We start from the raw sequence: 10,815 nt of genomic DNA, 5'->3' as shown, positions 1-10,815 counted from the left end.
CGGCGCCGCGCCCGTGATCCTCGCCGCGGACCTCGACCTTGCGCTCACCGCTGGGACGCTCCGACGGTCGCCGGAACCGGTGCACCGGGCTCGTCCAGCGGCTGGCCCGCCGTGGCGTAGGACTCGAAGCCGTCCGGGCCGACCGGCACCTCACCCCGCGTCGACGTGCGGTGCATGATCCGCACGGCGTCCTCACCTTCGAGGTGGTCGATGTCGGTGGCGGCCAGGTGCGCGGTAAACCGGTTGTCCCAGATCGCCACCGAGCCCGGCGCCCACGAGAACCGCGTGGTGTACTGCGGCCGGGTGAGTTCCTCGAACAGCATGTTCAGCAAGTGCCGGCTCTCGACCGGGCTCATGCCCAGGATCCGGGCGGTCCGCGACGGGTTGACGAACAGCGCACGCTCACCGGTCTCTGGGTGCACCCGGACCACCGGGTGCACCGCGACGCGCTGGCTGCCGATCTCCTCCATCGCCTGCCGCTCGGCCGGCACCGACGGATCCAGGTTGTGCGCTGCCCAGAAGGTGTGCTCGGCCTGCAGACCGTCGCACATCTGCCGCACCGCCGGCGACAGCCCTTGGTAGGCGGCCACCAGGTTCGTCCAGTGTGTGTCGCCGCCGTACGGGGGAACCCGCTCCGCTCGCAGGATCGCGATCGCCGGCGGGTTCACCACCTGCGACGCGTCGATGTGCCAGCCGCTGAGCGCCGTGTTCCAGTTCTTGCGGAAGATGGCCTCCCGGTTGGCGCCGACGAGCTTCTCGTCGACCTGCGGAGAGATCGTCAGGATCTCCGGGAAGCCCTCGAGCTCCGGAAGGTTCTGCGTCCGGGGGCTGGTGTGCAGCGTCCCGAACCTGCGCCCCAGCGCGACATGCGACGCGTGATCTAGACGCTGATCCCGGAAGAACAACACCTTGTGGGCGAGCAGCACCTCGCGCAGCGCTCCGATGGCGGCCTCCTCCAGGTCAGCGGCCAAATCAAGTCCCTCGACATAGGCGCCGATGAACCCCGCCGTGCGCTGCACCTTGAAGTTGGTAACCATTTGGCTACTTGCCATGGCCATTTCTCCTCATCTGGAAAAGACCGCGCCGATCAATGCATCGTTCACCTCCACATTCACACTCTTGCCTACGCATCGGAACGCCGTTCAGGCGGGAATTCCGTGGGAATCTGTATGGGAATGACGGCGGGAAAGATGCCTTCTCGCCTGGAGAAACACGAACCTTCTCCAGGGTTTCGACGCCCGGTAAGCGTCGAGCCAGCGGGAGCGCCAAGCCAGGCCCCCGACGTATGCTGACGACATGCTCGACGAGATCACCATTGACGTCGGACACGCCGAGCTCGCGGCCGCACATCTCGACGCGATCTGTACGGTCTACGACGAGGTGTTCTCCCGGCCGCCGTTCTTCTGGCGCGACGACGAATCCGTGCTGCACCGCGAACGCCTCGACTAGTTGCTCACTGATCCCACCTTCGGGATCACCGTGGCGGTCGCGCGCCCGATTTTGGTCGGCTTCGCCTACGGGTTCACGCTGCCGGCCACCACCCAGCGCTGGAGCAAGGTGACCGAGACCCTGGCGGACGAGACCATGCGGGAGTGGCCTGGTAGGACCTTCACGCTCTTCGACTTCGCGGTCCTGCCGACGGCACGCGGACACCGGGTGGGCAAGACGCTGCATAACAAGCTGCTGGCCAGCCGAGCCGAGCAGCGAGCCACGCTCACCGTCCAACCGACTGCGACCGACACGAAAGCCATCTACCAGAATTGGGGCTGGCGCCAGATCGGCCAGATTGAAGGCGGGCCCACCGCACCGGCACCGCTGTTCGACGTCTACCTCCGCGACTCCCTGGACGACCTACGTCACACCAGGTGATACGAACGCGCGAGCGCTAGAGCGACGTCGCTCAGCGAAAAAATACGCAGCAACGGCACGTCATAGAGATCCCGTTGTTTCCTTCGGAACATCAGGGGAGCAGTCACCTCAACGATGACTATTTCCGTGAGGAACTGCACGGTTGCGTCGAGTAGGTGGCTGGTGTGACCCGTGGCGCTGTGTTCCTTGAGTCCGACGGCTACGTGGATGTGGGGCGCTATCTGGTCCGCAGCTTCGTCCCATGCGAGGGTTCCGCCGCCGACAGCCTCGATGTTGGATAACTGGACCTTCGACCAAACTGGGGCTTGAGGGTTCTCGAGGCGTTCGCAGGTGCCGACTATGTCGGCGTTGGCGAAGCCGGCGATGAACATGGGGATGTAGCCCTGGCGGATGCCGTGCTTGGTGCAGACCTCGTTGAGGGCCGTGTAGAAGTCGTCGCCGTGGTCGAAGACCGCAACGATGGTCTGTCCGGCAGCGGCCTGCCAACTGCGTGTCATCGCGGCACCGCTTCGCGGTAGGTAGCGGCTGCACCGTTGAACGGTGACCTGTCGTCTACTTCGCTCATCGCAGAGAAGGCTGCCAGTGCTTCAGCGCGGCTGGTGGTGGAGGCGAGTGTCAGCTGTAGTAGGAGACGGGCCTTGTAGGGGTCGAGGATCCCGGTAGTGATGAGGCCGCGGTTGAGAAGGTCTCGTTCGGACCCGGGGAATCCGTAGGTGCTGGTTGCTGTGAAGCCGGCTCCGGTGCGGGATGCGAGGACGACCGGGATGCGGCTAGCGGCGCCTTCCAGATAAGTGACCCAGGTATCGGGGACGTGGCCGACGCCGAAGCCTGCGATGACGAGGCCGTCGAGTTCTCTGGCCAGGATTGGAAGCAGTGCGCCGTCGTCGCCGAGGGCTGCGGTGTGGATTGCGACCCTTGGGAGCGGGCGATCGATCAACTGGCAGGTGAGGGTGGCACGGTGGGAGGGCCGGTTGAGGATGCGGGGTTGTCCTTCGGCGAGGTAGCCGAGAGGGCCACCGGTCGGTGAGACGAACGCGGCGGTGCTCATGCTGTGGCGTTTGCGGACCCGTACGGCGGCATGGATCTCGTCGGCGAGTACGACGACGCAGCCGAGTTCTCGGGCTTGCGGAGATGCCGCGACCGTGACCGCGGCGAGCAGGTTGGCCGGTCCATCTGCGCCGGCCAGGGTGGGGTTGCGCATGGCACCGGTAACCACGATCGGTTGGGCGCCGGTGTGGAGCAGATCGAGGAGATAGGCCGTTTCTTCGATGGTGTCGGTGCCCTGGGTTATGACCGCACCGGCGACGCCGTCAGCGAAGTGTTCAGTGAGCATTTCGGCGAGTTCGAGGATGTCCTCACTGGTCAGTGACGCGCCTGGCCGGCTGCGCAGGGAAAGCGCGTTGACGTCGATGCCGGAGTCGGCGAGGCCGGGTACGGCGTCGATGAGGTCATGGGCCGACAGAGTGGGCGTGACGCCGCCACCTGCGTTTTGCGTCATGGCGATGGTGCCGCCGAGCCCGACGACCACGACTCGTGGGCGGGGGAACGGTGTGGAGGGTTCGGGCACCGATGTCGGTCCTTCCGGTCGGGCGCTGCGTGGGTAGCTTAAACCTGGTCACCGTCGCAGAGGACGCTGAAACGGCAGGGAGGGTAGACGCGCTGTTGCAGGGCGGTGTCAATGGCGCGACATGTGGAATCATGGTTAGGTGAGAGCATTAGAACCCGGCCTGGTGATCTGGGACATCGACGGCACGCTCATTCCGGCAGATCTTCGCTGGCTGCGTCGGGCGATCGCCAGGACCTACGGAATCGCGGAAACAGACGTTTCCTTCCCGCAAAATAAGGTCCACGGATACACAGACGAGTCTATCGTCATCGATACGGCGATCGCTTCCGGTGTTTCGCCCGTCGATGCCGAGATTCAGGTCGGCAACTTCGCTAGCAACCTTGATGCCGTGATGAACGAGGGGCGTCTAGAATTGCGGGCCAGCCAGCCACCCTATCCCGGTGCAGTTGTTAGCATTGCCGAACTGCATCAGGCAGGATTTGTGCAAACGGTGCTGACGGGTAACCTTCAGTCGGCCGCCGAGATCAAGCTCAGCGAACTCGGGCTGGATTCCCACTTGGACCTCAGCATCGGCGGTTATGGATCGGACAAACGAGATAGATTTCAGCTTTCGGACGTGGTGAAGCAACGATTCAGTCGTTTCTACAAATATGATCTAGATCCGCGAAAGACCGTTGTAATCGGAGATGCGCCAAATGACATCGCCTGCGCCCGGCAGGCCGGATTTCATGTGATTGTGGTAACTCACCGTGCAACCCGGGCAGAGTTGGAACAACATTCGCCAGATGTCATCTTGGAATCCCTAGACCCTTCGCAGGTTATTTCTGCGGTCAGAGAAGTTGTTCTTGGCTAAATACTTGCCGAGTCGCCTAGGCCGTCTTCATGCGAGCATCGAGTTGCCGGATCGAACGTTCACCGTTCCATGCCTCCAGACGTCTCCGAGCCTGGCGAGCGCGGTGAATTCCTCGGAGGTTGCCGACTGCAATCAATCGGTCGTAGGTGGCACCCAGGAGCGAGCAACACTCCTCCACCTCACCAGTTTCGGCGTATGAGCTAGCAAGGTCCACCTGCGCCGCGAGCATGACGTTAGTGTGCTGTTGATCCTCGGCGAGGTTTTCTACGGCTGACTCCAGCACCTCTATGGCCTGTTTGGGGCTTCTTAGGAGAAGCCGGCAAGTCCCCTCGTAGACTCGCACACGATTGACGCTCCAATCACTATATAGTCCGATACGGTCGTCGGGCTCAATCTCTTTCGCTGCCTCGTAAGCACGTTCTAAGGCCGAATCGGCCTCGCGCCGCAGGCCAAGCGCGGCGAAGGTTTGCGCCTGTTCTGCTGCGATCCGAGCGCGGGCTGGCGCCGATAACAGGTGAGAGGCTGCGGCTGCCTCATCAAGGAGCCTCAAGCCCACCATGACGTCACCGTTGGCCTCTATTAGAGTCGAAGCGTCAGAATGAAGGTTGCTCTCGAATATACGCGCCGTAGCACCAAGGCGCGGATGTTGCAGCTGATCAGCAAGACGTCGGGCATAGGCGCAATGTGCGAGCGCCATGCTTCGATTGCCCTGAGCACTCCACAGTCGACTAGCAACCACTGAGGCTTCACCTAGCATCGCGCCGATTTCTTTCCGGATGGGCCGCGAGCCCGGATGCCGAAATAGTGTAGAAAGGCATTCGCGATGCGCCTCGACCAGATTCAGCAGCGCCGAGGGCGCCACATTCTGCCGCTGCTGCACCAGCATGCTAGTAACCACTGAAAAGCTATTCCACTCGCCGACGGGTGAGTCGAAGATCTGAAATTGATCAGCCGGGCCAAACCCGGCGTCGACCGCAGAGGCTGGATCCCCAGATAACAGCTGGTGTTCCCAGTGAGGCGAAGCTGCTGCGGCGAGGGCCGAATCTTTCGAGAGTGACGAGCTCACCAGTCGTGGCACACTGATTTTCGGGCTTGAACTGACTTCCGTCACCGAACCGGCACCTTCAGCTTGCGGGGCTCGGCGATCGAAGAATCCGAGTTCCGGATCGGTAGCAGCTTGCAGTGTCTGCCGGTATGCGTCGCGACGTGGTTGGCGCGGCCAGGTGACCTGGCCGCGTTCGATCTTGCCGATGTCGTTGTCCGAAACCCGGTAGGCGTCGGGGACGAGCTGGTTGACGGCGTCGGCAAGGGCCTGCCTGCTGCCGAACAAGCGTCGGCGCGCATCACGGAACAGGATGTTGGGCCCCGCGTCCTGCGCAGACATCGTCGCCTCCTACAGACCGATGTTTGAATACGGAATGGCCGGTGGCCTCCCAGCACGAACCGTCATGTGTCGCGCCGTGACGGCGGTGCGCTATTGGCTGGTCGTCGCATCGAGATGGCTGCCAGCCGTCGCCATTGCGGTAGCGGCAACGCGCGCGGGTCCGGGTCGAGGACGTTGATGCAGACGTGATCCGCGCCGGCCTGGTGGTGCCGGTTGATGCGCTCCGCGATGCGGTCCTCGTCGCCCCAGGCCACCAGAGCGTCGACGAGGCGATCACTTCCGTGATGGTCGAAGTCGTCGTCGGTGAAGCCTAGTCTGCGCAGGTTGTAGGTGTAGTTCGACAAAGGTAGATACCGGCGAATGTGTTGGCGAGCGATGTCATAGGCGCGCGTCTTGTTGGTCTCGAGAACCACGGCTTGTTCCGGGATCAGGAGCTTCTCCGGTCCCAACTGGTGCCTTGCGAGAGCAGTGTGTTCCGCGGGTACCAGGTAGCTATGAGCACCGTCGGTAAGCGTGCCGGCGAGTTGCAACATCCGAGGGCCCAGGGCCGCAGCGACCCGGATGACATTGTTCGCCTGTACCGCCCGGTATGTATGCGCGTTGGCGTCCATCGCCTGTAGGTAGTCGCGCATGGTTTCGAGCGGCTTCTCGTACCGCAGTCCTCGAGTCTGTTCGACCAGCCTTCGGTGACTAATACCGAGGCCGAGGATGAACCGGCCGGGGTACGCCTCGCTGAGGGTCTGTTGTGCTGCATGGGTGGAGAGCGGATCGCGGGCCCAGATGTTCGCGACGGCGGTGGCGACGATCATCCGCTGCGTCGCGGCCAGCAGGATACTGGCCTGGCTGATGGGCTCACGGCCGACGTTCTCCCCGACCCACAACGAGTGGTACCCGAGGTCCTCCAGCTCCTGGACGGTGTCACGGACGACGTGAGCCGGCTGGAAATCGAATTGCGCGGTCCAGATGCCGAGGCCGGTGAGTTTCATGACGCCGCCCCGGCGGCTACGGTCGCCAGCGCCGTGGCGAACTCGTCGATCGGGCTTTCCAAACTTCGGCCTGCCCGCGGGTCTCGTCTGGCGACGGATCGCTGGATTCTGCGGGCCTGCTGAAGTATCGGCAGGATCGGCTGGTGCGTGGTCGACGTCAGAGCGCTACAAGCCAATTTGACGGCGCGGCCTGTCTCATCCGACTGAACAGCTGCGTCGGCGATCGACAGCGTCAGTACCGCGCGAGCTTTGGTGTGTGCCTGCGGCAGGGCTTCGAGCGAACCTGACAACTCCGCCTCCGCCATCTCGGGTTGTCGCAGCAGCAGCCAGCCCGAACCCGCGTAGTACCACACGTCGAGAATGCCCCGGTCGAAGTCCATACCGTGTCGGCGGTCGCGCTCTGCCGAGTATTCGGCTGCATCCTGGGCCCGCGCGTAGGACCGCTCGAATCCTGCTCGGTCACCCGTGGCGGCAAATGCCCGTGCCTGGAGGGCATACAGCCATGCTCGCGTCGTCTCGTCCGAGCCGTTGCGGGCGTGGTAGATGCCGCGTTCGATGAGGTCAGCGGCGCCTCGGAAGTCACGCCGATGCCACGGAATCAGGCTCTGGGCGCCGAGCAGCCATGCCCCCACGCTCCAGGCCTGCGCTTCGTGAGCTGCGGAGACCGCTAGCTCGAACCAGCGTCCGGCGGCGCGGTGCTCGTCGACGTCGAAACAACCCCAGGCCCGCAAGCCGCCCAGCCGCGCCGCAAGTGTCACCAGTCGCCGCTGATGGTGAATCGTCTGCCGGCGGCTGAGATGGGCAGTAACGGTGGTCATCAGGTCGCGGACTCGGCCCAGTGTGGTGTCGGGCGGCATCCGAGGGTAGTCCCGGTCCAGTTGATCGCACGCGAGCTCCGCAGCGATGAGCTCCGCGGCGCCGATTCCTGAGCGGTCCAGGACAGCGGCAAACCGGACGAGGTCGGTCCCCTCAGCGATGGCACTGAGTGACGCCAGCGGCGGCTCGTCGGAAGTCGCCTCATCCGGCGAATCCAGTGACGGTTCGTTAGGCGAGTCGGCGTTGCTTGTTCGCTGCTGGCGCCGATCGAAGAGGCCGATCTGCTGGTCGTTATCTACCTGCAGCGCCTTACGAAACGCCGATCGGCGCGGCTCACGAGGCCAGGTAACCTCCCCTCGCTCCAGCTTGCCGATGTCGTTTTCAGACACGACGAAGGAGATCGGCACCATGCTGTTGACTGCCTCAGCGAGAGCCTGTCTGCTGCCGAACAGCCGGATGCGTGCATCACGGAACCGCTCATTCGGTATCGCGTCCGACTCGGGCATCGCCGTCTCTTCCTGCGCGAGGGTATGGGCTGCAGCGAGCAAGGCATTCGTATGGTGATGGGCGGCCTACTCGATCCGCAAGGCATCGGCCGGGGCAGGCCACCCATCGGTGTCGGGTTCCGGGCTGGCGTCAGCGGTCGAAGTCGCCGTCCTTAGCGCCGCCGACCCAGGCATCGAACTCCTCGTTGGTGAAGATCAGCGACCCGCCTTCCGGACGCTTGGAGTTGCGCACCTCAACACCGCCCTCCGGGAGGTATCGGACCTCGACACAGTTCGACGCCGGGGCCGAACGGCTCGACTTGAACCACACCCCTGCCGGGCGGGGAGCCGCTGACGCCGCAGTGGTTTCCATACTCATCTCCTTGTTAAGCACTCCTGCGCCAGGGCGGCGAGAAGCTCGAGGGAATCGGCCGCGCTCAACGCGTCCTCCTGCAATTCCGAACGCAAGCTGGCGTAGATCCCTACTTCGACCTCGTCGGTAAGGATCATGTCGTCGATATTGGTATCCACCGTGACGATCTCAAGATCGTCAGGATCGGAGTAGGCGTAGTACGAGAACGCGCTGCGGGCCTGCAACCGCTCCGCGAGTGCGGCATCGAGCGGCAAGACCCGCACGGTCACCGCTCGCAGATTCAGCGTCGCACCGATCAGGTGTTCCAACTGGCCGTGCATGACATCGGCGGTGACGGTGCGCCGGCGAAGGGCCGTCTCGTCGATCACCACCTCGTACGGGGTCGCGGCCGGCGCGGACAGGATGGCCTGGCGTTTCTCCCGGGCTTCGAGATCGCGAGCAGTCGAGAAACGGCGGCTGCGGGTGGTGCGCGCCGCCTCCGCACGGGCCCGCGCGAAATGCGGGGTCTGCAACAGGCCGGGAATGAGAAACGGCTGGTACTCGAAGATCGCGCTGGCGCCTGCCTCCAGGTCGGCGGTCTGCGCCTGACGTGGACCCATCTCATCGTCGTAGCGCTTCCACCACCCTTGCGCTGCGGCCCGTTCGGCAGCTCGCATGATCTTTGTGTGCCTGGCGGCCGCAACGCCGAGGGCGTCGAGGATGAGGCGGATGGCCGCAGGATCGACTGGCCGATTGGCGGTCTCGATATGGCTGATCTTCTGCCGCTGAATACCGGTTTCCTGCGACAGCCTGTCGGTGGTGTATCCAGCTTGTTTGCGCGCATCGAGGATCGCGGCGGCAAGCCAAAGCCGATTCACATACGGGCTGAAGTTCACAACGCGACCTTCCCTGCTTCGCCGCATTCGATTGCGCCGCTCGACGAGAAGCGGCAATGGCGGCATCGTAACCCACCGCCGAAACGCAGCCAGGCCCTCACGAGCGGCCCTCATTGACGTTTTCGCAGCTCAGGACCCATAATTCCCGCGCCGATTCCCTTTTAAATTCCCGTCGATTCCCATGAAACAGGGATTCCTCTCGCCTCGTGCAGAGGCGATTGTGGAGCAACACAGATTGGGCATCACCTCGAATTGCAGATACCGCGGTGCCGCGCCTCACACCGCACTGCTGGCCAGATGCCGAGACCGATGCACGACCGCCGGCCACAAGACGATGCGAGGAACCGATCATGGCTGAGATCGCTGCGAGCACCCGTCACGCCGGGATGCCCAGCACCACGGAAGCCCGGGTCGTTGATGGCACGCGGCTGCTCGTCGGTGTCGCCGCCTACGACAGGGAGCTGGGGGCCTGCCGCCGCGGCGCTTGGCCGCCGAGCGAATCCGCGCGTTGGTCCAGCCGGGCAGGCGTACCCGCTCCTGTTCCTGGCGCGAGGACGGTGTCTCGCTGATGTGGACAACCCGAGATGCGACCTACTGGGACATCCGGCCCCTGGCGGGTGTGCTTGCGGCCGCCGCGCTGCCCACGATGTTGGGCCGTTGGCTGGAGGCGGAGCCGGTAGCCCGCGGCCGCCAGCTGTTCCATCATCATGTTGCCCGGACGGCGGAGGCGATCCAGTACGGTGCAGCACGAATCGTTGAGAACGGCGATCAGGTGATCGCTGCAGCGCTGTGGCTGCCCTGTGCGGCTCCCTGCTCCGCCCGCGCGGTGACCGCACCTGATGGCGGCGCGTTCGCCGCCAAGCTCGGCGAGCTCGATGCCGCATCCAGGCAGGCGCACGAAGGCCAGCCACATCGGCGGCTGGCCGGACTGGGGGTTCTGCCGCGTTGGCAGCGGCACGGTATCGCCAGCGTGCTGCTCACCGAAGACCTGGCGGGTGTTGCAGAGCCGGCGCGCTGTTTGCTCGCGGCCGATGATGCCGTCACGGCCGTGGCCTTAAGGTGCGGATATCGTCCGTACGGCGATCCGGCTCTTCTTGGCCGTGGATCGGCAACCGTCCAGCCGATGCTACGCACAGTCGACTGCGATGCCGTACGTGTTTACGTGCATGCCTTCGCAGGGAAGGGCAATGCGAGTTTCGCCGGTAGTGACACCGCCGGCTCCGTCAGCACGGCGTGCAGGCCGGTACAGGAGGCACGGTGAACGCCGCTGCGCCACCGGCGGGCCGCACCGCCCGCATCGATCGCCGACGCACGCCAGCAGTAGCCAGCCCGCGTTCCCGGAACGTACCCAGCGGCGGGACGGTCCTGGCATGAACCTCGACCATGGGTCCGCAGCCCCGCCGGATCACCGTCCGCCGACCGTCAAGATCGACGTGCCGCATTCCGCCCGGATCTACGACTACTGGCTGGGTGGCAAGGACAACTTCGCCGTCGACCGCGAAGTCGGCGAGGCGATGGGGCCCTCCCCCTTGATCTTGGACACTTGAACCTTGGATCGTGAGGTCCGGGTAGATCAGGAGTCCTGGAGCACGATGGCGAACAAGCAC

12 protein-coding genes and 1 pseudogene are annotated in these 10,815 nt (G+C 64.3%); 5 read left to right on the top strand and 8 right to left on the bottom strand.

Going from position 1 to position 10,815, the window contains the following annotated elements; all coding sequences use genetic code 11:
- Positions 1 to 44: 44 nt before the first annotated feature.
- Positions 45 to 1,052, bottom strand: coding sequence for a TauD/TfdA dioxygenase family protein (locus tag ACQ0O7_RS35955; RefSeq protein WP_430789145.1), 1,008 nt, complete (start codon positions 1,050 to 1,052; stop codon positions 45 to 47).
- 244 nt (positions 1,053 to 1,296) lie between these two features.
- On the opposite strand from ACQ0O7_RS35955, the gene ACQ0O7_RS35950 reads away from it, so the two are divergent.
- Positions 1,297 to 1,449: a hypothetical protein gene (locus tag ACQ0O7_RS35950; protein ID WP_430789143.1), complete on the top strand. Its 153-nt coding sequence runs from the start codon at positions 1,297 to 1,299 to the stop codon at positions 1,447 to 1,449.
- 30 nt (positions 1,450 to 1,479) lie between these two features.
- A complete protein-coding gene (locus tag ACQ0O7_RS35945) occupies positions 1,480 to 1,869 on the top strand; it encodes a GNAT family N-acetyltransferase (RefSeq protein ID WP_430789141.1) in 390 nt (129 codons plus the stop codon).
- On the opposite strand, the gene ACQ0O7_RS35940 is transcribed toward ACQ0O7_RS35945, so the two are convergent.
- Both ACQ0O7_RS35940 and ACQ0O7_RS35935 read right to left on the bottom strand, forming a co-directional pair.
- A complete protein-coding gene (locus ACQ0O7_RS35940; protein ID WP_430789139.1) occupies positions 1,857 to 2,366 on the bottom strand; it encodes a PPC domain-containing DNA-binding protein in 510 nt (169 codons plus the stop codon). The two genes, ACQ0O7_RS35945 and ACQ0O7_RS35940, sit on opposite strands and share 13 nt — an antisense overlap.
- Complete coding sequence (locus tag ACQ0O7_RS35935; protein ID WP_430789137.1) at positions 2,363 to 3,436, bottom strand: asparaginase; 1,074 nt, start codon at positions 3,434 to 3,436, stop codon at positions 2,363 to 2,365. Before ACQ0O7_RS35935 ends, ACQ0O7_RS35940 begins: the two co-directional genes overlap by 4 nt.
- A 139-nt stretch (positions 3,437 to 3,575) precedes the next feature.
- Between ACQ0O7_RS35935 and ACQ0O7_RS35930 the strand changes: the two genes are divergently transcribed.
- Entirely contained in the window at positions 3,576 to 4,289 is a 714-nt protein-coding gene (locus ACQ0O7_RS35930) for an HAD family hydrolase (RefSeq protein WP_430789135.1), read from the top strand.
- 16 nt (positions 4,290 to 4,305) lie between these two features.
- Here ACQ0O7_RS35930 and ACQ0O7_RS35925 read toward each other — a convergent pair whose 3' ends face one another.
- The 5 genes from ACQ0O7_RS35925 to ACQ0O7_RS35905 all read right to left on the bottom strand — a co-directional run bounded on the left by ACQ0O7_RS35925 (position 4,306) and on the right by ACQ0O7_RS35905 (position 9,208).
- The gene (locus ACQ0O7_RS35925) at positions 4,306 to 5,673 is read right to left on the bottom strand and encodes an XRE family transcriptional regulator (RefSeq protein WP_430789133.1); all 1,368 of its coding nucleotides are present in this window, start codon (positions 5,671 to 5,673) and stop codon (positions 4,306 to 4,308) included.
- Positions 5,674 to 5,735: 62 nt separating this feature from the next.
- Entirely contained in the window at positions 5,736 to 6,659 is a 924-nt protein-coding gene (locus ACQ0O7_RS35920; protein WP_430789131.1) for an LLM class F420-dependent oxidoreductase, read from the bottom strand.
- On the bottom strand, positions 6,656 to 7,981 hold the full coding sequence (locus tag ACQ0O7_RS35915; RefSeq protein WP_430789129.1) for a hypothetical protein: 1,326 nt from the start codon (positions 7,979 to 7,981) through the stop codon (positions 6,656 to 6,658). The genes ACQ0O7_RS35920 and ACQ0O7_RS35915 overlap by 4 nt, the downstream gene beginning before the upstream one ends.
- 130 nt (positions 7,982 to 8,111) lie before the next feature.
- On the bottom strand, positions 8,112 to 8,333 hold the full coding sequence (locus ACQ0O7_RS35910; RefSeq protein WP_430789127.1) for a DUF397 domain-containing protein: 222 nt from the start codon (positions 8,331 to 8,333) through the stop codon (positions 8,112 to 8,114).
- Positions 8,334 to 8,335: 2 nt separating this feature from the next.
- Entirely contained in the window at positions 8,336 to 9,208 is an 873-nt protein-coding gene (locus tag ACQ0O7_RS35905; RefSeq protein WP_430789125.1) for a helix-turn-helix domain-containing protein, read from the bottom strand.
- 568 nt (positions 9,209 to 9,776) lie between these two features.
- Between ACQ0O7_RS35905 and ACQ0O7_RS35900 the strand changes: the two genes are divergently transcribed.
- Together ACQ0O7_RS35900 and ACQ0O7_RS35895 are read left to right on the top strand one after the other, a co-directional pair.
- Entirely contained in the window at positions 9,777 to 10,469 is a 693-nt protein-coding gene (locus ACQ0O7_RS35900) for a hypothetical protein (protein ID WP_430789123.1), read from the top strand.
- A 109-nt stretch (positions 10,470 to 10,578) separates the two neighbouring features.
- Positions 10,579 to 10,725 (top strand): annotated as a pseudogene (locus ACQ0O7_RS35895) (SAM-dependent methyltransferase); the annotation flags it as partial.
- Between the last annotated feature and the right edge of the window lie 90 nt (positions 10,726 to 10,815).

The sequence above is a fragment of the Actinoplanes sp. G11-F43 genome, assembly GCF_050589265.1.
In the GTDB taxonomy this organism is placed as follows: Bacteria; Actinomycetota; Actinomycetes; order Mycobacteriales; family Micromonosporaceae; genus Actinoplanes.
This window is presented reverse-complemented; position numbering and strand designations above follow the sequence as displayed.